The 19,753-nt window shown below is 71.8% G+C and carries 15 protein-coding genes and 1 pseudogene; 11 read left to right on the top strand and 5 right to left on the bottom strand.

Annotated features, from left to right (window positions below):
• The 6 genes from ACVNF4_RS17380 to ACVNF4_RS17405 form a co-directional block, all read left to right on the top strand.
• Window positions 1-770 (top strand): CoA transferase (locus tag ACVNF4_RS17380; RefSeq protein ID WP_461803728.1); only part of this gene is annotated, 770 nt, incomplete at its 5' end.
• A 51-nt stretch (window positions 771-821) separates the two neighbouring features.
• Window positions 822-2,036, top strand: coding sequence for an acetyl-CoA C-acetyltransferase (locus ACVNF4_RS17385; RefSeq protein ID WP_461803729.1), 1,215 nt, complete (start codon window positions 822-824; stop codon window positions 2,034-2,036).
• Window positions 2,037-2,071: 35 nt separating this feature from the next.
• A complete protein-coding gene (locus ACVNF4_RS17390) occupies window positions 2,072-4,243 on the top strand; it encodes a 3-hydroxyacyl-CoA dehydrogenase NAD-binding domain-containing protein (protein WP_461803730.1) in 2,172 nt (723 codons plus the stop codon).
• 188 nt (window positions 4,244-4,431) lie between these two features.
• Window positions 4,432-5,877 (top strand): amino acid permease, encoded by a 1,446-nt coding sequence (locus tag ACVNF4_RS17395; protein WP_461803731.1) that lies wholly within the window; start codon window positions 4,432-4,434, stop codon window positions 5,875-5,877.
• 42 nt (window positions 5,878-5,919) lie between these two features.
• Window positions 5,920-6,453, top strand: coding sequence for a macro domain-containing protein (locus tag ACVNF4_RS17400; RefSeq protein ID WP_461803732.1), 534 nt, complete (start codon window positions 5,920-5,922; stop codon window positions 6,451-6,453).
• 272 nt (window positions 6,454-6,725) lie between these two features.
• Window positions 6,726-8,672: a Xaa-Pro dipeptidyl-peptidase gene (locus ACVNF4_RS17405; protein ID WP_461803733.1), complete on the top strand. Its 1,947-nt coding sequence runs from the start codon at window positions 6,726-6,728 to the stop codon at window positions 8,670-8,672.
• 136 nt (window positions 8,673-8,808) lie between these two features.
• On the opposite strand, the gene ACVNF4_RS17410 is transcribed toward ACVNF4_RS17405, so the two are convergent.
• Entirely contained in the window at window positions 8,809-9,747 is a 939-nt protein-coding gene (locus tag ACVNF4_RS17410; RefSeq protein ID WP_461803734.1) for an FAD-dependent oxidoreductase, read from the bottom strand.
• A 230-nt stretch (window positions 9,748-9,977) separates the two neighbouring features.
• Here ACVNF4_RS17410 and ACVNF4_RS17415 point away from each other — a divergent pair, with 230 nt between their 5' ends.
• The gene (locus tag ACVNF4_RS17415) at window positions 9,978-11,618 is read left to right on the top strand and encodes an ABC-F family ATP-binding cassette domain-containing protein (protein WP_461803735.1); all 1,641 of its coding nucleotides are present in this window, start codon (window positions 9,978-9,980) and stop codon (window positions 11,616-11,618) included.
• 55 nt (window positions 11,619-11,673) lie between these two features.
• Here the strand turns inward: ACVNF4_RS17415 and ACVNF4_RS17420 are convergent, their stop codons facing one another.
• Entirely contained in the window at window positions 11,674-14,022 is a 2,349-nt protein-coding gene (locus ACVNF4_RS17420) for a Tex family protein (protein ID WP_461803736.1), read from the bottom strand.
• A 182-nt stretch (window positions 14,023-14,204) separates the two neighbouring features.
• On the opposite strand from ACVNF4_RS17420, the gene ACVNF4_RS17425 reads away from it, so the two are divergent.
• On the top strand, window positions 14,205-15,164 hold the full coding sequence (locus tag ACVNF4_RS17425; RefSeq protein ID WP_461803737.1) for a GlxA family transcriptional regulator: 960 nt from the start codon (window positions 14,205-14,207) through the stop codon (window positions 15,162-15,164).
• An 83-nt stretch (window positions 15,165-15,247) separates the two neighbouring features.
• Window positions 15,248-15,886 carry a DJ-1/PfpI family protein gene (locus tag ACVNF4_RS17430; RefSeq protein WP_461803738.1) on the top strand — a complete coding sequence of 213 codons (639 nt, stop codon included), beginning with the start codon at window positions 15,248-15,250 and terminating at the stop codon, window positions 15,884-15,886.
• Between the two features lies 1 nt (window position 15,887).
• On the opposite strand, the gene ACVNF4_RS17435 is transcribed toward ACVNF4_RS17430, so the two are convergent.
• Window positions 15,888-16,631, bottom strand: a complete 744-nt coding sequence (locus tag ACVNF4_RS17435) for an enoyl-CoA hydratase/isomerase family protein (protein WP_461803739.1) — start codon at window positions 16,629-16,631, stop codon at window positions 15,888-15,890.
• Between the two features lie 205 nt (window positions 16,632-16,836).
• On the opposite strand from ACVNF4_RS17435, the gene ACVNF4_RS17440 reads away from it, so the two are divergent.
• Window positions 16,837-17,337 carry an ATP-binding protein gene (locus tag ACVNF4_RS17440; RefSeq protein WP_461803740.1) on the top strand — a complete coding sequence of 167 codons (501 nt, stop codon included), beginning with the start codon at window positions 16,837-16,839 and terminating at the stop codon, window positions 17,335-17,337.
• A gap of 38 nt (window positions 17,338-17,375) precedes the next feature.
• Here the strand turns inward: ACVNF4_RS17440 and idi are convergent, their stop codons facing one another.
• Both idi and ACVNF4_RS17450 read right to left on the bottom strand, forming a co-directional pair.
• A complete protein-coding gene (gene idi, locus ACVNF4_RS17445) occupies window positions 17,376-17,969 on the bottom strand; it encodes an isopentenyl-diphosphate Delta-isomerase (protein ID WP_461803741.1) in 594 nt (197 codons plus the stop codon).
• 221 nt (window positions 17,970-18,190) lie between these two features.
• Window positions 18,191-19,126, bottom strand: a complete 936-nt coding sequence (locus ACVNF4_RS17450) for a cation diffusion facilitator family transporter (protein ID WP_461803742.1) — start codon at window positions 19,124-19,126, stop codon at window positions 18,191-18,193.
• Between the two features lie 372 nt (window positions 19,127-19,498).
• Between ACVNF4_RS17450 and ACVNF4_RS17455 the strand changes: the two are divergent.
• Window positions 19,499-19,753 (top strand): annotated as a pseudogene (locus tag ACVNF4_RS17455) (CDP-alcohol phosphatidyltransferase family protein); the annotation flags it as partial.

Here is a 19,753-nt window from a genome sequence, read left to right on the forward strand (position 1 = left end):
GGCACTGGGTGTATCCGCAGCAGTTCCTCGTCCGTGACCTCCTGGCCCTGCTGGACAGGGCGGGCTGCCCGGTCCATTTCGACGCCCCGGTACGGGAGTTGGACGGGACGGCCGCCCCTGCGATCCTCCTGGGGGACTACGCGGGCGGCTCGCTCTACCTCGTCGTCGGCGTCCTCGCCGCCCTCCACCACGCGCGCGCGACAGGCACCGGACAGGTCGTCGACGCGGCCATCGTCGACGGCACCGCGCACCTGACGGCGATGCTGCACGGCATGCTCGCGGCCGGCGGCTGGCAGGACCGGCGCGCGGCGAACCTCCTGGACGGCGGCTGCCCGTACTACGGCACGTACGAGACGGCCGACGGCGGGCACATGGCCGTCGGCGCCCTGGAGCCGCAGTTCTACGCCGAGTTCACGGCCCTCCTCGGCCTCGACGGCTTCGCGGACGCCCGCAAGGACCCGGCCCGCTGGCCCGCCCTGCGCGAGGCCACCGCCGCCCGCTTCAGGTCCCGCACACGGGACGAGTGGACGGCCGTCTTCGAGGGCACCGACGCGTGCGTGGCGCCCGTGCTCACCCTGCGCGAGGCCCCGCACCACCCGCACCTCGCCGCGCGCGGCACCTTCACCGACCACGCCGGCCTCACCCAGCCCGCCCCCGCACCGCGCTTCTCCGCGACCCCGGCCACGATCCGCTCGGCCCCGCCCCGCCCCGGCGCCGACACGGCGGACGTCGCCCGCGACTGGGGCATACCCGGCCTCACGACCGACTGACCCGCCCCGGCCCACCCACCTCGAAGCACCGAAGCCCGAAAGGCCCACCCCGTGAGCACCGAAGCGTACGTGTACGACGCGATCCGCACCCCGCGCGGACGCGGCAAGGCCGACGGCGCCCTGCACGGCACGAAACCGATCGACCTCGTCACCGGCCTCCTGCACGCCCTCCAGGAGCGGCTGCCGAGCCTCGACCCGGCGGCGATCGACGACATCGTGCTCGGCGTCGTCGGCCCGCACGGCGACCAGGGTTCCGACATCGCGCGGATCGCGGCGATCGCCGCCGGCCTGCCCGACACGGTCGCCGGCGTCCAGGAGAACCGCTTCTGTGCCTCCGGCCTCGAAGCCGTCAACTCGGCCGCCGCCAAGATCCGTTCCGGCTGGGAGGACCTCGTCCTCGCGGGCGGCGTCGAGTCGATGTCCCGGGTCCCGATGGGCTCCGACGGCGGCGCCTGGTTCAACGACCCGATGACGAACCTGGCCGTGAACTTCGTGCCCCAGGGCATCGGCGCCGACCTCATCGCCACGATCGAGGGCTTCACCCGGCGTGACGTCGACGAGTACGCCGCCCTCTCCCAGGAGCGCGCCGCGACCGCCCTGAAGGAGGGCCGTTTCGAGCGGGCGATCGTCCCGGTCGTCGACCGCGCGGGCCTCACCGTCCTCGGCCACGACGAGCACCCCCGCCCCGGCACCACGGCCGACTCCCTCGCCCGGCTCAAGCCGTCCTTCGCGGACATCGGCGAACTCGGCGGCTTCGACGCCGTCGCGCTCCAGAAGTACCACTGGGTCGAGAAGATCGACCACGTCCACCACGCGGGCAACTCCTCCGGCATCGTCGACGGCGCCTCCCTCGTCGCGATCGGCTCCCGGGAGGTCGGCGAGCGGTACGGCCTCACGCCCCGCGCGCGGATCGTCTCCGCCGCCGTCTCCGGCTCCGAGCCGACCATCATGCTCACCGGCCCCGCGCCCGCCACCCGCAAGGCCCTCGCCAAGGCGGGCCTGACCATCGACGACATCGACCTCGTCGAGATCAACGAGGCGTTCGCGGCCGTCGTCCTGCGCTTCGCCAGGGACATGGGCCTGTCCCTGGACCGGATCAACGTCAACGGCGGGGCGATCGCGCTGGGCCATCCGCTCGGCGCGACCGGCGCGATGATCCTCGGCACCCTCGTCGACGAACTGGAGCGCCAGGACAAGCGCTACGGCCTCGCGACCCTGTGCGTGGGCGGCGGCATGGGCATCGCCACCGTCGTCGAGCGCGTCTGACCCCCTCCCGACGGATCACCGAGAAGGCACCCTCCATGAACTCCACGACCATCCGCTGGGAACAGGACCGCGCGGGCGTCGTCACGCTCGTCCTCGACGACCCGGACCAGTCCGCCAACACCATGAACGCCGCCTTCCGCGCCTCCCTCGCCGCGGTCACCGCGCGCCTGGAGGCCGAGAAGGACACGGTCAAGGGCGTCATCATCACCTCCGCGAAGAAGACGTTCCTCGCCGGCGGCGACCTGCGCGACCTCATCCGGGTCACCCCGGACACCGCGCGGGAACTCTTCGACGGTGGCCTGGAGATCAAGCGCAACCTGCGCCGCATCGAGACCCTCGGCAAACCGGTCGTCGCCGCGCTCAACGGCGCGGCCCTCGGCGGCGGCTACGAACTCGCCCTCGCCTGCCACCACCGCATCGCCCTCGACACCCCCGGCACGAAGATCGGCTGCCCCGAGGTCACCCTCGGTCTGCTCCCCGGGGGCGGCGGCGTGGTGCGCACGGTCCGCCTCCTCGGCATCGCCGACGCTCTCCTGAAGGTCCTCCTCCAGGGCACCCAGTACAGCCCGGCCAGAGCCCTCCAGAACGGCCTGATCGACGACACGGCCGCCACCCGCGACGAACTCATCGCCAAGGCGCGCGTGTTCATCGACGCCAACCCGGAGTCCCGTCAGCCCTGGGACAGGCCCGGCTACCGCATCCCCGGCGGCACCCCGGCGAACCCCAGGTTCGCCGTCAACCTCCCGGCCTTCCCGGCGACCCTGCGCAAGCAGACCGCGAACGCCCCCTACCCGGCGCCGCGCCGCATCCTCGCCGCCGCCGTCGAGGGCGCGCAGGTCGACTTCGAGACCGCGCAGGTCATCGAGGCCCGCTACTTCACCGAACTGGCCGCCGGGCAGATCTCGAAGAACATGATCCAGGCGTTCTTCTTCGACCTCCAGGCCGTCAACTCCGGCGCCAGCCGCCCTCAGGGGATCGAACCCCGCCAGGTCCGCCGGGCGGCCGTCCTCGGCGCCGGGATGATGGGCGCCGGCATCGCCTACGCGTGCGCGCGCGCCGGGATCGACGTCGTCCTCAAGGACGTCACCCCCGAGGCCGCCGCCAAGGGCAGGGCGTACTCCGAGAAGCTGTGCGCGAAGGCCGTCGCCAAGGGCCGGATGCCGCAGGAGAAGGCCGACGCGCTGCTCGCCCGCATCACCCCCACGGCCGACCCCGCCGACCTCGCGGGCTGCGACGCGGTCATCGAGGCCGTCTTCGAGGACGCCGCCCTGAAGCACAAGGTGTTCCAGGAGATCCAGCACGTCGTCGCCCCCGACGCGCTCCTGTGCTCCAACACCTCGACGCTCCCCATCACCGCCCTCGCCGAGGGCGTCGAGCGGCAGAGCGACTTCATCGGACTGCACTTCTTCTCGCCGGTCGACAAGATGCCCCTCGTCGAGATCATCAAGGGCGAGCGGACCGGCGAGGAGGCGCTCGCGCGCGCCTTCGACCTCGTCCGGCAGATCCGCAAGACCCCGATCGTCGTCGGCGACTCGCGCGGCTTCTTCACCTCACGGGTCATCGGACAGTTCCTCAACGAGGGCGTGGCGATGGTCGGCGAGGGCATCGAACCCGCGTCGGTCGAGCAGGCCGCCGCGCAGGCGGGCTACCCGGCGAAGGTGCTCTCCCTGATGGACGAACTGACCCTCACCCTCCCGCGCAGGATCCGCGCCGAGTCGAAGCGGGCCGCCGAGGAGGCGGGCGGCACCTGGACCGCGCACCCCGCCGAGGCCGTCGTCGACCGCATGGTCGACGAGTTCGGCCGCGAGGGCCGCGCGGGCGGCGCCGGGTTCTACGACTACGACGAGACCGGCAGGCGCACGTCCCTGTGGCCCGGACTGCGCGAGCACTTCACGCGCGCGGGCGCCGAGATCCCCTTCCGGGACATGCAGGAACGCATGCTGTTCGCCGAGGCCCTCGACACCGTCCGCCTCGTCGAGGAGGGCGTCCTCACGTCCGTCGCCGACGCCAACATCGGCTCCCTCTTCGGCATCGGCTTCCCCGGCTGGACCGGCGGCGTCCTCCAGTACATCAACGGCTACGACGGCGGCCTCCCCGGCTTCGTCGCCCGTGCGCGGGAACTCGCCGCCGCCTACGGCGACCGCTTCACGCCGCCCGCGCTGCTCGTCGAGAAGGCCGAGAAGGGGGAGACCTTCACCGACCGATGACATCCCCTTCATCCCTTCGACACCTTTTTCTGTGACAAGTTCCGCTTTGTGGCGTGCGTCACCGCGTATCGGCCCCTGATCGGGGAAGGTGAGCCGCTGGCCTGTGCCTTCCGTCCGGTGGCACGGGCCGACGCACGTCCGGACACCCGCGCGGCAACCGCGAGGGCGCACCAGAGAGTGGAACCACCGTGAGCAAGGACGCCGTGCAGACGGCCGCGGCCGACGCCGCCGCCCAGACCCCCGCCGACGCGGGCGACGCCGGGTACAGCAAGGGCCTCAAGCACCGCCACGTCAACATGATCGCGATCGGCGGAGCCATCGGCACCGGCCTCTTCCTGGGCGCGGGAGGGCGCCTGCACAACGCCGGTCCGGCGCTCGCGCTGGCCTACCTGGTCTGCGGCGTCTTCGCCTTCTTCGTCGTCCGCGCGCTCGGCGAGCTGGTCCTGTACCGGCCCTCCTCCGGGTCCTTCGTGTCGTACGCGCGCGAGTTCCTCGGCGAGAAGGGCGCGTACGTCGCCGGCTGGATGTACTTCCTGAACTGGTCGACCACCGGGATCGCCGACATCACCGCGATCGCCCTCTACACGCACTACTGGAGCGCGTTCACGAGCATCCCCCAGTGGGTGCTCGCCCTGATCGCCCTCGCGGTCGTCCTCGCGATCAACCTGATCTCCGTGAAGATCTTCGGGGAGATGGAGTTCTGGTTCGCGATCGTCAAGGTCGCCACCCTCGTCGCGTTCATGTTCGTCGGCGTCTTCCTGCTCGCCACGCAGCACAAGGTGGACGGCCGGACCCCCGGTCTGCACGTCGTCACCGACAACGGCGGTGTCTTCCCGCACGGCCTCATGCCCGTCGTCCTCGTCATGCAGGGCGTCATCTTCGCGTACGCCGCCCTCGAACTCGTCGGCGTCGCCGCGGGCGAGACCGCCGAGCCGGAGAAGGTCGTCCCGCGCGCGGTGAACTCGATCATGTGGCGCGTGGGCCTCTTCTACGTCGGCTCGGTCGTCCTGCTCGCCCTCCTGCTGCCGGGCTCGGTCTACTCGGCGGACGAGAGCCCCTTCGTGACGGTCCTCTCCAAGATCGGCGTCTCCGGCGCGGGCGACGTCATGAACCTGGTCGTCCTCACGGCCGCCATGTCGTCCCTGAACTCCGGCCTGTACTCCACCGGCCGCATCCTGCGCTCCATGGCCATGGCCGGCTCCGCACCGAAGTTCACCGCCCGCATGAACCGCAGCCAGGTCCCCTACGGCGGCATCCTGCTGACCTGCGCCGTCTGCGTCCTCGGCGTCGGCCTGAACTTCCTCGTCCCGAGCCAGGCGTTCGAGATCGTCCTCAACATCGCCTCCCTCGGGATCATCAGCACCTGGGTGATCATCATGGTCTGCCACCTCGTCTTCGTCCGCCGCGCCCGCGCGGGCCTCGTCGAGCGCCCCCACTTCCGCCTCCCCGGCAGCCCCGTCACCGAGATCGCCACCATCGCCTTCCTCCTCGTCTGCCTCGGCATGATGTGGAACGACCCCGAGGTCGGCCGCAAGACGATCCTGCTGATCCCCGTCATCGCCCTCGCGCTGGTCGGCGGCTGGTACGCACTGCGCCGCACCAACGCCAAAGAGCTGACCGACCTGACGAAGTAGCAGGTCAGGGCGATTGTCAGTGGCGCCCTCTACGGTTGCGGCATGTCGGAGATCACGTACACGAGGGGTGACGCCACCACACCGTCGGTGAAAGGCGTCAAGGTGATCGCCCACGTCTGCAACGACAGCGGCGGCTGGGGCAAGGGCTTCGTCCTCGCCCTCTCCCGCCGCTGGCCGGAGCCGGAGGCGGCGTACCGGGCCTGGCACAGGGGCCGCGCGAAGAACGACTTCGGGCTGGGCGCGGTGCAACTGGTCCAGGTGGAGCGGTATCTCTGGGTCGCGAACATGATCGGCCAGCGGGGGACACGGACCGGCAGCAAGGGGGTCCCGGTCCGGTACGAGGCGATCGACGCGGCCCTGGAACGCCTGGCGCCCCAGGTGCGGGAGCTGGGGGCGTCGGTCCACATGCCGCGCATCGGCTGCGGGCTGGCGGGAGGCACGTGGTCCCGGGTGGAGCCGCTCATAGCGCAGCGGCTGGCGGCCGAGGGGGTCGCGGTGACGGTGTACGACCACGGGGAGGACCGGAGTCGACCAAGGACATCGACGTCCTCGTCCTCGGCGGAGCCGGCACCGTGATCCCCGCGCACCTCCTCACGGACGGCGAGCCGACGCACGTACCGCCGGCCGTCCCACCCGCCCCGGTCGTCGACTCCCACGGCGCGGGCGACACCTGCGCGGCGGGCCTCCTCCACGCCACCCCGACCTGCGCGACACGGCGCCTTCGCGGGAGCGTACGCGGTCCCCGCGACCGAAGCCCGGGCCCCCACGGCAGCCGCCCCGTGACCCCGGGCACCCTCTTCACAAGGGCCCCCTTCTGCCCACGAGTTGGGCGAGGTAGCGTCCCGCGCATGTCTCTACGCAAGCGCTCCATGACCTGGAGACCCCTCGCGGCCACCACCCTCACCCTGCTGGCGGCCTCGCTCCTCACCCCCACCGCGGCGCAGGCGGGCAACCGGGAGAGCCTCCCGATCTACTCCTACGACCGGGCGATACGCCAGTCCGTCTGGGTCGACACCGGCCTCGACGGTGATGGCGACGGCAAGAAGGACCGGGTCGCCGTCGACATCGTCCGCCCGAGGGAACTCGCCGAGCAGGGCCGCAAGATCCCGGTGATCATGGACGCGAGTCCCTACTACTCCTGCTGCGGCCGGGGCAACGAGAGCCAGCTCAAGACGTACGACGAGCACGGCGACGTCGTCCAGATGCCGCTGTTCTACGACAACTACTTCGTGCCGCGCGGTTACGCGTTCGTCGGCGTCGACCTCGCCGGCACGAACCGCTCCGACGGCTGCGTCGACATCGGCGGCCCCTCGGACATCGGCTCCGCGAAGGCCGTCGTCGACTGGCTCAACGGCCGCGCCAAGGCGTACACGACCCGCACGGGCACCACCCCCGCGAAGGCCGACTGGACGAACGGCCGCACCGGCATGATCGGCAAGAGCTGGGACGGCACGATCGCCAACGGGGTCGCGGCGACCGGCGTCAAGGGCCTCAAGACGATCGTCCCGATCAGCGCGATCTCCTCCTGGTACGACTACTACTTCCAGCAGGGCGCCCCCCTCTACGACGGCGGCCCCGACGACCTCGCCGACGCCGTCGACAGCCCGGACGCCCGCACCAAGTGCGCCGCCGTGCAGCAGAAGCTCAAGAACGGCGCACCCCGCACCGGCGACTGGACCCCCCTGTGGACCGGCCGGGACTACGTCAAGGACGCCGGCAAGGTGAAGGCCAGCGTCTTCGCCGTGCACGGCATGCAGGACCTCAACGTCCGCACGAACCACCTCGGCCAGTGGTGGAACGCCCTCGCGAAGCACGGCGTGAAGCGCAAGATCTGGCTCTCCCAGACCGGCCACGTCGACCCCTTCGACTTCCGCCGCGGAGCCTGGGTCGACACTGCGCACCGCTGGTTCGACCACGAACTCCTCGGCTACGACAACGGCATCGACCGCGAGCCGATGGCCGACGTCGAACGCCACCCCGACCAGTGGGAGACCTCCCGCGCCTGGCCCCCGTCCGGCACGCAGACCACGACCCTGCGCCCCGCGACCGGCGCGAAGCCGGGTGTCGGCGCCCTCGGCCTGCGCAAGGGCACCGGCACGGCGAAGTTCACCGACAACCCCGCGCTGGACGAGACCGACTGGTCCGCGAAGATCGACACCGCGACCCCGGAGAAGGCCGGCTTCACCACCGGCCCCCTCACCCGCGCGCTGCGCCTCGCCGGCTCCCCGACGGTCACCGTCACCGCGACGCCCACGAAGCCGACGGCCCACCTCTCCGCCGTCCTCGTCGACCTCGGCCCGGACACCATCCGCGACTACGCGGCGTCCGGCGAGGGCATCAAGACGCTCACCGACCGCACCTGCTGGGGCGCGAGCACGTCCGGCGACAGCGCCTGCTTCAAGGTGACGGCCGCGAACACGAAGGCTGTGGACTACAACGTCGTCAGCCGGGGCTGGGCCGATCTCGGCACCTCCGCCGACCCCCGGCACGGCGTCCCGCTCACCCCGGGCAAGCGCTACACCCTCACGATCGCGCTCGGCGCCACCGACCACGTGATCCCGAAGGGCCACCGCCTCGCCCTGATCGTCGCCGGCACCGACCACAACCTCGTCGAACCCCCCGCCGACACCCCCACCCTCACCCTCGACCTCGCCCGCACCTCGGCGAACGTCCCCCTCGTCGGCGGCGCCCCGGCCTTCGCCCGCGCCACCTCGGGCACACCGGGCATCGAGCCGAAGACGATCGCCCCGCTCGTCGGCGTGGGCCCGGTGCCGGAGGCACAGCGGGTGCCGTGACCGAGGGCGGGGCGCGGATGCCCACCGGCGGCCGTCGCTACCGGGTACGACACACCCGGCCCGCCCAGCGCCACCCCGCACGACCCCCCCCGAGCCCGGACGGCGCCGCAGAACCCACCTGCGGCGCCGCCCCCGCTCACACCCCCTCCACCAGCCCCGCAGCCTCCCGAGCGCACCCCCACGCCACCGTCACCCCCGCACCCCCGTGCCCGTAGTGATGCACCACCACCCGCCCGTCCCCGCGCACCTCCCGCTCCAGCCGCACCACCCGCCGAGCAGGCCTGAGCCCCACCCGATGCCCCAGCACCCGCGCCCCCGCGACCTCGGGCCGCAGCGCCGCGCACCTGCGGACGATCGCCTCCGCGACCGCCGGATCCGGCGTGAGGGACCAGACGCCCTCCTCGGCCGTACCGCCCAGGAGCAGCCGGCCGGGCTGGGGAAACAGATACGTGAGGGAACCGTCCGAGCCGTCGGACACCACCCAGTGCTCGACCCCGGGGTTCTCGACGACCACCAACTGCCCACGGACCGACCGCACTTCCAGATCGCCGACCAGCTCCCGCGCCCCCAGACCGGCACAGTTCACCACCACCGGCGCGTCCGCCTCCGCGAGACCGGCCACCGCACGCACCTCGACCGCCCCGCCCGCCCGCTCCAACCGCCCCCGCAGCCACGGCAGATACACCGCCATGTCGACCAACGGCAGCCGCGCCCAGAGCCCCGCCCCCACCGGATACTCGTCCGGCGTCGACTCCCGCAGCCCCAGCGCCGCCCCGGCCAGCCACCCCACCTCCGCGAGGGACGTCTTCCCGAGCACCCCCTCGGCCATCCGCACCCCGCCCTCCCCGCGCGCCGCCAGCTCCCGGTACACGGCGAGGGACTCCAACGCCCAAGCGCGCGCGGACACTTGGGGCTCGATGTGATACGGCCACCACAGCGCCCCCGCGACCGCCGACGTCGTCCCCGTCACGTCGTCCCGCGTCCACACCCGCACCCGCCACCCCCGCTCGGCCAGCACCACCCCGGTCGTCAGCCCGACGACCCCGCCCCCGACGACCACCACGTCACGCTCCATCCCCCGAACCTCCCCACGGCGGCCCGCCTCCGAACTCCCGCTAGGGCCTGTCGTCACATTCCCGTCGTCCGCCCGGAGGGCGGGCCGGGAGGGGTCTGGTGCGTGCAGCTGCAAGGCGGAGGAGGGAGTCGACGCGGCGCGTCGGCGACTGACGACAACGCCGCAGATGTGCGTGCCAGCCCCCTCCCGGCAGACGGGAATGTGACGACAGGCCCTATGATCTACCCTCTGTGACCGCCACCCTCGTCGCCAAGAACCTCGCCGCCGGCCACGGCGACCGCTCCCTCTTCTCCGGACTCGACCTCGTCGTGGCCCCCGGGGACGTGATCGGCCTGGTCGGGGCCAACGGCGCGGGCAAGTCCACGCTGCTGAGACTGCTCGCCGGACTGACCGCACCGGAGGAGGGCGACCTCAAGCTCTCCCCGCCGACCGCGACCGTCGGCCACCTCCCGCAGGAACCCGAACGCCGCCCCGGCGAGACGATCCGCGAGTTCCTGGCCCGCAGGACCGGCGTCGCCGAGGCGCAGCGCCTGATGGACGAGTCCGCACAGGGTCTCGCCGACGGCGTCCCCGGCGCGGACGACGCCTACTCCCTGCACCTGGAGCGCTGGCTCGACCTCGGCGGCGCCGACCTCGACGAACGCGCCGAGGAGACCGCCGCCTCCCTCGGCCTCACGGTCGGCCTCGACCAGCCGATGACGTCCCTGTCCGGCGGCCAGGCCGCCCGCGCGGGCCTCGCCTCCCTGCTGCTGTCCCGCTACGACGTCTTCCTCCTCGACGAGCCCACCAACGACCTCGACCTCGACGGCCTGGAGCGCCTCGAACGCTTCGTCACCGGCCTGCGCGCCGGCACGGTCGTCGTCAGCCACGACCGCGAGTTCCTCACCCGCACGGTCACCAAGGTCCTCGAACTCGACCTCGCGCAGGGCCGGATCAACCTGTACGGCGGCGGCTACGACGCCTACCTCGAAGAACGCGCCACCGCCCGCCGGCACGCCCGCGACGACTACGAGGAGTACGCCGACAAACGCGCCGCCCTCCAGGACCGCGCCCAGATGCAGCGCTCCTGGATGGACAAGGGCGTCAAGAACGCCCGCCGCAAGGCGAACAACGACAACGACAAGATCGGCCGCAAGTTCCGCAGCGAGGCCAGTGAGAAACAGGCCGCGAAGGCCCGCCAGACCCAGCGCATGATCGAACGCCTCGACGTCGTCGAGGAACCCCGCAAGGAGTGGGAACTCCGCATGGAGATCGCCGCCGCACCGCGCTCGGGTGCGGTGGTGGCGTCCCTGCGCGACGCCCAAGTGCGCCTCGGCGACTTCCGGTTCGGCCCGGTCACCCTCCAGATCGACTGGGCGGACCGCGTCGCCGTGACCGGCGCGAACGGCGCGGGCAAGTCGACACTGCTGGCCGCGCTGCTGGGCCGCCTCCCGCTGGACTCCGGCACCGCGACCCTGGGTTCGGGCGTCCTGGTGGGCGAGGTCGACCAGGCCCGCAAACTCTTCTACGGCCCCGAATCACTGCTGGACGCGTTCTGCGCGGCGGTCCCGGAGACGGAACCGGCGGACGTACGGACGCTGCTCGCGAAGTTCGGCCTGAAAGCGGACCACGTCCTCCGCCCGGCGGCGACGCTTTCGCCGGGAGAGCGGACAAGGGCAGGTCTGGCACTGCTCCAGGGCAAGGGCGTCAACCTCCTGGTCCTGGACGAGCCGACGAACCACTTGGACCTACCGGCGATCGAGCAGTTGGAATCGGCGCTGGAGGCGTACGAAGGCACGCTGCTGCTGGTCACGCACGACCGACGGATGCTGGACGCGGTGCAAGTGACACGCCGCTTGCAGGTCGACGCAGGCCGAGTGAAGGTTCTTTAGGGGCGCGGGGAACTGCGCGACCGGCCACACTGGACCCGCAGTTCCCCACAAACCTTTAGCGCTTCCCCTTCTTGGGATCCACCAGCCCGGCCTTCCGCAACGCATCAGCCATCGCGCTGTTGGCAGGCGCAGCCGCCGACCCCTGCCGCTGCTGCCGCTGTTGAGGCGGACGTCCGCCGCCACCACCCCGCTGCTGTCGCTCCTTGGACCCTGAACTCTCGTCCTCAAGCCGCAGCGTCAACGCGATCCTCTTCCGGGGAATATCCACGTCGAGCACCTTCACCTTGACGATGTCCCCCGGCTTCACCACTTCCCGAGGATCCTTGACGAAGTTCCTCGACATGGCCGACACATGCACCAGCCCGTCCTGATGCACACCGACATCCACGAACGCCCCGAACGCGGCGACATTCGTGACGACCCCCTCAAGGACCATCCCGGACGCCAGATCCCCGATCTTCTCGACGCCCTCCTTGAACGTGGCGGTCTTGAAGGCGGGCCGAGGATCCCGCCCAGGCTTCTCCAACTCCCGCAGAATGTCGGACACGGTGGGCAACCCGAACGTCTCATCGACGAAGTCACCCGCCCGCAACGACCGCAGCACCCCCGAATTACCGATGAGCGCCGCCACCTCCTGCCCGGACGTCTTCACCATCCGCCGGACGACGGGATAGGCCTCGGGGTGGACGCTGGAGGAGTCCAGCGGATCGTCCCCGCCCCGGATCCGCAGGAACCCCGCGCACTGCTCGTACGCCTTGGGCCCCAGCCGCGCGACCTTCTTCAGCTCGGTCCGCGACCGGAACGGCCCGTTGGCGTCGCGGTGGGAGACGATGTTCTCGGCGAGCGTGGAGGTCACCCCGGAGACGCGGGCGAGCAGCGGCGCGGACGCCGTGTTGACGTCGACGCCGACGCCGTTCACACAGTCCTCCACGACCGCGTCGAGGGAGCGGGAGAGCTTCACCTCGGAGAGGTCGTGCTGGTACTGGCCGACGCCGATGGACTTGGGGTCGATCTTCACCAGCTCGGCGAGCGGGTCCTGGAGGCGGCGGGCGATGGAGACGGCGCCGCGCAGCGAGACGTCCATGTCCGGCAGCTCCTGCGAGGCGAACGCGGACGCGGAGTACACGGAGGCGCCGGCCTCGGAGACCATGACCTTGGTGAGCTTCAACTCGGGGTGTTTCGTGATGAGTTCACCGGCGAGCTTGTCGGTCTCGCGGGACGCCGTGCCGTTGCCGATGGCGATCAGCTCGACCGCGTGCTCCTTCGCGAGACGCGACAGCTTGGCGATCGCCTCGTCCCACTTGTTCGCCGGGACGTGCGGATAGATGACGTCGGTGGCGACGACCTTGCCGGTCGCGTCGACGACGGCGACCTTCACGCCCGTGCGGAAACCGGGGTCGAGACCCAGCGTCGCGCGGGTGCCCGCGGGGGCGGCGAGGAGGAGGTCGCGGAGGTTGGCGGCGAACACGTTCACCGCCTCGTCCTCGGCGGCCGTGCGCAGGCGCAGCCGGATGTCGATGCCGAGGTGGACGAGGATGCGGGTGCGCCAGGCCCAGCGGACCGTGTCGAGGAGCCACTTGTCGGCGGGGCGGCCCCGCTCGGCGATCCCGAACCGTGAGGCGATGATCGGCTCGTACGAAGATGCCGCCGACGGGGCTGTACCCTCGGCCACCTCCTCCGGCTCCAGGACGAGATCGAGGACGTCCTCCTTCTCGCCGCGCAGCATCGCCAGGATGCGGTGCGAGGGCAGGGCCGTGAACGGCTCGGCGAAGTCGAAGTAGTCGGCGAACTTGGCGCCCGCCTCCTCCTTGCCGGTGCGCACCTTCGCGGCCAGCCGTCCGCGCGTCCACATCCGCTCGCGGACCTCGCCGATCAGGTCGGCGTCCTCCGAGAAGCGCTCGGTGAGGATCGCCCGCGCGCCGTCGAGGGCGGCCTGCGGGTCGGCGACGCCCTTGTCGGCGTCCACGAAGGCCGTGGCGGCGGCCAGCGGGTCCACCGACGGGTCGCCGAGCAGACCTTCGGCGAGCGGTTCGAGGCCGGCCTCCCGCGCGATCTGCGCCTTCGTACGCCGCTTCGGCTTGAACGGGAGGTAGATGTCCTCCAGCCGCGCCTTCGTCTCGGCGCCCCGGATGCGGGCCTCCAGCTCGGCCGTCAGCTTGCCCTGCTCGCGGACCGACTCCAGGACGGCCGTGCGCCGCTCCTCCAGTTCGCGCAGGTAGCGCAGGCGCTCTTCGAGCGTGCGCAGTTGCGCGTCGTCGAGCATCTCCGTCGCTTCCTTGCGGTAGCGGGCGATGAACGGCACCGTCGAGCCGCCGTCGAGCAGCTCCACGGCCGCTCTGACCTGCCGCTCCCGTACACCGAGCTCCTCGGCGATCCTGCCTTCGATGGACCCTGCTTCGGTCACGACCCGTACCGCCTTCTCCACGTCAGCTTGCGCCGCAATTGTGGCAGGTGCCACTGACAGCGGTGACCCGGCCGCGGAAAAGGCGCGGGAAATGGCGCGGGAAAGACACCGGAACCGGCGTGGCAGAAAAGGTGGGAAGAACGTCATTGCGGCCGTGCGAACGGCCGCGAAGAATCGGTGACATGGCAGCGCGCACCGTTCTCGTGGTCCTCTTCGACGGCGTCCAGAGCCTCGACGTCACCGGCCCGGTGGAGGTTTTCGCGGCGGCCGAAGGGTTCGTCCCCGGCAGCTACCGGATCGTCACGGCCACCCTGGACGGCGCTCCCGTACGCACCTCCAGCGGCTTCACCCTCGTCCCGGACACGGCCCTGTCCACCGCCCCCGTCCCCGACACCCTCCTGGTGCCCGGCGGGCAGGGCACCAGGGGTGACGCCCCCGAACTGGTCGACTGGCTCCGCCGGAATGCCCCGCACGCCCGCCGCATCGTGTCGGTCTGCACCGGCGCGATCCGCCTGGCGGAGGCCGGGCTCCTGGACGGCCGCCGCGCGACCACCCACTGGGGATACTGCGCGCAACTCGCCGAGGACCACCCGGAGATCGACGTCGACCCGGAGCCGATCTACGTCCGGGACGGCGCCGTCTCCACCTCTGCGGGCGTGACCTCGGGCATCGACCTCGCGCTCGCCCTCGTCGAGGAGGACCTCGGCCGGGACGTCGCCCTCGGGATCGCCCGCGTCCTCGTCGTCTTCCTGCGCCGCCCCGGCAACCAGGCCCAGTTCAGCGCCCAGTTGACGGCTCAGACGGCCCGGCGTGAACCGCTGAGGGAGGTCCAGCGCTGGATCTCCGAGCATCCGGCGGACGACCTCGCCGTCGATGCGCTGGCCGCTCGCGCGGCTCTGTCTCCCCGCCATTTCGCCCGCGCCTTCCGCGCCGAGACCGGCACCACCCCCGGCCGCTACGTCGACCGCGTCCGCCTGGAACACGCCCGCCGCCTCCTGGAGGACACCACCGACCCGGTCGACCGGATCTCCCGCGCGAGCGGCTACGGCACCCCCGAGGCGATGCGCCGCGCCTTCGTGAAAGCCCTCGGCGCACCCCCGGCGGAGTACCGCCGCCGCTTCCGCCCGACCCCGGCGGGCTGACGTCCGAACGCGCCGCCGACCGGGCCCACCTCACTCTTCACGCGCCCGGAACATCCCGAAATCCCCAGGAAGGGATCCCCCTCATGCAGATCGCCATCCTCCTCTTCGACGGCTTCACCGCCCTCGACGCGGTCGGCCCCTACGAACCCCTGGAGCACCTCCCGGGCGTGGAGGTCGTCTTCGTCGCCGAGGAAGCCGGTCCGGTCCGCGCGAACACCGGGCACCTCGCCATCACCGCCGACCGCACACTCGCCGAGGTCACCCGCCCCGACGTCGTCCTGGTCCCGGGAGGCCCCGGCCAGAGTGCGCAGATGGACAACGAGAACCTGCTGGAGTGGCTGGCCATGGCCGACGCGACCAGCACCTGGACGACGTCCGTGTGCACCGGCTCCCTGCTGCTGGCCGCCGCGGGCCTCCTGGAGGGCCGCCGGGCGACCACCCACTGGCTGGGACTCGACCTGCTGAAGACCTTCGGCGCCGAACCCGTCGACGAGCGGGTCGTGTTCGACGGCAAGTACGTCACCGCCGCCGGCGTCTCCTCCGGCATCGACATGGGCCTCACCCTGCTCGGCCGCATCGCCGGCGACGAACAGGCACAACAGGCCCAGCTGATCCTGGAGTACGCCCCCGAACCCCCCTACGACGCCGGCTCCCCGCACACCGCGCCGGCCCACCTGGTCGACAAGCTCAGGAAACTCTCCCGCCACACACAGGCGGGCTGACTCACGCCGGCCAGCCGAACCGCGGCGCCCTCCGCTCCAGGAACGCGGTGATGCCCTCCGCGGTCTCGGCGCTCCCGCGTTCCTCCCGCTCCCAGTACGCCTCCCGGTCGGTGCGGCCGTCCGCGAACTCCTTCGCGGCGGTCTGGGTGAGGCGGGAGCGGGAGAGCAGGACGCGGGTGAACTCCTCGACGCGCTTGCCGAGTTCCCCTTCGGGGAGCACCTCGTCGACGAACCCGGTGCGCAGCGCGCGCTCCGTGCCGATCAGTTCCCCGGAGAACAGCAGCCACTTCGCGGTCGACGGCCCCACGAGGGACACCAGCCGCCGGGTGGAGGACGCCGGATAGACGAGCCCGAGCTTCGCGGGCGTCACCCCGAACCACGACCCCTCCTCGGCGAACCGCAGATCACAGGCCCCCGCCAACTGCGCCCCGCCGCCCACACAGTGCCCCCGGACGGCGGCCAGCGTCGGCCGGGGGAACGCGGCGAGGGCCTCCTCCGCCCGCACCGCCAGCTCCCGCGCCTCGGCGGCCGACCCCCGCATCTCGGAGATGTCGGCGCCCGCGCAGAACGTGCCGCCCTCCCCGGTCAGTATCAGCGCCCCCACGCGCGCGTCGTCCGCCAGCGATGTCAGCAGCGGCGGCAGCGCACGCCACATGTCCAGCGTCATGGCGTTGCGCCGCGCGGGATGGGCGATGACGACGGTGGCGACCGAATCGGCCACCCGGTGGGACAGTCGGGGCTCCATGAAAGGCGATGCTAACCGCCGTCGGTAAGGACGTTTTCGGGCAACCGTGTGGTCAACGAACCGATCGCATACGGAAACCGGCCTCCCCAGGGACGCGCGAAACGATCAATATCGATCTCTTTGTGATCAGTCAACCGGAGTGGACGGCGCCGTTACCAACACTCGACGTGTGGTGACAACCGAGTACCAAGGCGGCGACCGGACAATGGACGACCACGGGCGCGGGCCCGACCCACGCCCGGAGGGCGACAGCACGACCGAGGGGGCGGGCGGCCCGCTGCCGTACGAGGGGGTCTGGCGGTTCACCGCCCCCGCCGTGGACGCCTCGGTCCCGCAGGCGCGGCGTGCCGTGCGGGACCTGCTGCACCGGCAGGGGGTGCCCGTCGTGGACGACGTCGTCGACGGACTGCTGCTCATCGTGTCGGAGCTGGTGACGAACGCGGTGAAACACGCGGCGCTGCTGTCGCCGACCCTCGCGGTGGAGGTGGCCGTCGGCGCGGAATGGGTGCGGGTGTCCGTCGAGGACAACCACCCCTACCGCCCGACCGCCCTGGAGAACCCCCACAGCCCGACCGGCGGCCGGGGACTGCTGCTCGTGCGGGAGGTCACCCGGGAGGCGGGCGGGGTGTGCGACGTCGAGCACACGACGACGGGCGGCAAGGTCATCTGGGCGGCGCTCCCGCTGAAACCTTTGCGCGCGGGCTGACCGGCCTGTTCATGAGCGGCGCCGGACCCGCCGGGGCCTCACCAGCCCGCCGTGTCGCCCGTCAGCTCGCGGACGGCCGGGCGGGCGGCGTCCAGGACCGTCATGAACCAGGCGGAGAACGTGTCCTTCGCGTGCCGCTCGGCGAGTTCGCCGGGCGTCACGAAGGCCGTGTCGCCGACCTCTTCCGGGTCCGGCCGCAGCGGGGACTGCACGAGGCCCACGAAGAGGTGGTTGAACTCCTGCTCCACCAGCCCGGACGCCGGGTCCGGGTGGTTGTAGCGGACCGTCCCCGCCTCCGCCATCAGCGACGGCGAGACCCCCAGCTCCTCGAACGTCCGCCGGGCCGCCGCCGCGAACGGGGCCTCACCGGGGTAGGGGTGGCCGCAGCAGGTGTTGGACCACACGCCGGGGGAGTGGTACTTGCCCAGAGCGCGCCGCTGGAGCAGGAGACGGCCCTGTTCGTCGAAGAGGAACACCGAGAACGCCCGGTGCAACTGCCCCGGCGCCTGGTGCGCCGTCAGCTTCTCGGCCGTGCCGATCGTGACGCCGTCCTCGTCGACCAGTTCCAGCAGAATCGGGTCCGCGGTGCCGTTCGGTGAGCTGTGCGTCGTGGTGGCAGGTGTGATCGGCATACCCATCCTTAGCATCGGTCCTCGCGCCCCCAGTCTGCCGTACACGTCCGGCTCTCCCGGCGCTCGGCCGTGCCGGGAGCGGGGCCCGAGGGGTGATCTTGCCCGCCTCGGACGCCCCGGAACCGCCCCTGCCGGGCTCGGGGGCGACAAGCAACCCGGACGAGTGGCCCGTCACGAGCGCGGCCGAACATCTGATCGTCACACCGCCGGGCTCGTCCCCCTCAGTGGCAGAGCCCCGCCTCGTGCTCCGCGTGCCCGCTCGGCTCCAGCTGGAACGTGCAGTGCTCGACGTCGAAGTGGTGCCCCAGGCACCCCTGGAGGTCGTGCAGGAGCTTCTCGTGACCGACCGCGTCGAGGGTCTCGGAACGGACCACGACGTGCGCGGAGAGCACCGGCAGCCCGGAGGTGATGGTCCACGCGTGCAGGTCGTGGACGTCCTCCACGCCGTCCAGCGCGAGGATGTGGCTGCGGACCTCCGCCATGTCGACGTCCTTCGGCGCGGACTCCAGGAGCACGTCCAGCGTCTCCCGCAGCAGCTTCAGCGTCCTCGGGACGATCATCAGGCCGATCACCAGCGACGCGATCGGGTCGGCGGCCTGCCAGCCCGTCGTCAGGATCACCGCGGCCGACACCAGCACCGTCACCGACCCCAGCGTGTCCGCGACGACCTCCAGGAACGCGCCCCGCACGTTCAGGCTCTCCTTTTGGCCGCGCATCAGGAGCGTGAGGGAGATCATGTTCGCGACCAGGCCGATCGCGCCGTACACGACCATCAGGCCGCCCTCGGTCGGCGCCGGCGTGAAGAACCGCTGCACCGCCTCGTACAGCACGTACCCGCCGACCCCGAGCAGCAGCAGACAGTTCGCGAGCGCCGCGAGGATCTCCGCGCGGGCCAGCCCGAACGTGCGGTGCGTACTGGGCGGACGGCCCGCGAAGCGGATCGCCAGCAGCGCCATCCCGAGCCCCACGGCGTCCGTCGCCATGTGCGCGGCGTCCGCGACCAGCGCCAGCGAGTCCGCGGTGATCCCGCCGACGATCTGGACGACCATCACGCCCAGGGTGATGCCGAGCGCGATCCGCAGCCGCCCCGCGTAGGCGGCGGTCACCGTCCCCGCCGCCGGCGCGTGGCTGTGCCCGTGGTCGTGTCCAGCCCCCATGAGAAACACCCTCCCTAGTGGTCGTCCGGCCCACAGTGAACTACGGGTGGGGGGTATCCGGCAACGCGGCACTGAACACCGTTGTCATGTGCTCTGACCTGCGCAAACGAACGGCAGGTCAGAAAGCCGGACGCCCGCGCCGGAGCCCCGGCGGCGCAGGCCGTCCCCACGGTTTGTCCCAAGTCCCCTTGATCACCGATGATGATCCGGACCGCGGCCGGTGTGGACGGTCTTGAGCAAGGTTGAACGGGCAGTGAACGGGAGCCTTCCGGTATCCGATAGCCTCTGCCGTCATATCGCCCGCCCGGAGTCGGGGACGGGGCATACGCCATTTACGGCCGGGACGCACCGGCTCTCAGGGAGTGAGTTCGGTTGTCGACCGCCATCCTCACCGGCTCTCCGGTCCCCGGATCGTCGATCGAGGCGGACCTGAGGTCCCTGGGGTTCGAGGTGAAGGCCGTCGCGGGCGCCGCCGAGGCGGAACGGGCGATCGCCGAGACCCCCTGCGGTGAACGCGTCGCCCTGGTCGACGCCCGGTTCGTGGGCCACGTCCACGCGCTGCGCCTCGGCCTCACCGACCCCCGCTTCCCGCTCGCCGCCGTCCCCGGCGCCGTCACCGCGCGGCCC

Source organism: Streptomyces sp. S6 (assembly GCF_054880855.1).

Excerpts from the sequence above, each read along its gene's own strand:
- ACVNF4_RS17430 (WP_461803738.1), top strand. The coding sequence starts at position 15,248 with ATGCAGATCGCCATCCTCCTCTTCGACGGCTTCACCGCCCTCGACGCG.
- ACVNF4_RS17410 (WP_461803734.1), bottom strand. The coding sequence starts at position 9,747 with ATGGAGCGTGACGTGGTGGTCGTCGGGGGCGGGGTCGTCGGGCTGACG.
- ACVNF4_RS17440 (WP_461803740.1), top strand. The coding sequence starts at position 16,837 with ATGGACGACCACGGGCGCGGGCCCGACCCACGCCCGGAGGGCGACAGC.
- idi (WP_461803741.1), bottom strand. The coding sequence starts at position 17,969 with ATGCCGATCACACCTGCCACCACGACGCACAGCTCACCGAACGGCACC.
- ACVNF4_RS17390 (WP_461803730.1), top strand. The coding sequence starts at position 2,072 with ATGAACTCCACGACCATCCGCTGGGAACAGGACCGCGCGGGCGTCGTC.
- ACVNF4_RS17405 (WP_461803733.1), top strand. The coding sequence starts at position 6,726 with ATGTCTCTACGCAAGCGCTCCATGACCTGGAGACCCCTCGCGGCCACC.
- ACVNF4_RS17400 (WP_461803732.1), top strand. The coding sequence starts at position 5,920 with ATGTCGGAGATCACGTACACGAGGGGTGACGCCACCACACCGTCGGTG.
- ACVNF4_RS17435 (WP_461803739.1), bottom strand. The coding sequence starts at position 16,631 with ATGGAGCCCCGACTGTCCCACCGGGTGGCCGATTCGGTCGCCACCGTC.
- ACVNF4_RS17450 (WP_461803742.1), bottom strand. The coding sequence starts at position 19,126 with ATGGGGGCTGGACACGACCACGGGCACAGCCACGCGCCGGCGGCGGGG.
- ACVNF4_RS17425 (WP_461803737.1), top strand. The coding sequence starts at position 14,205 with ATGGCAGCGCGCACCGTTCTCGTGGTCCTCTTCGACGGCGTCCAGAGC.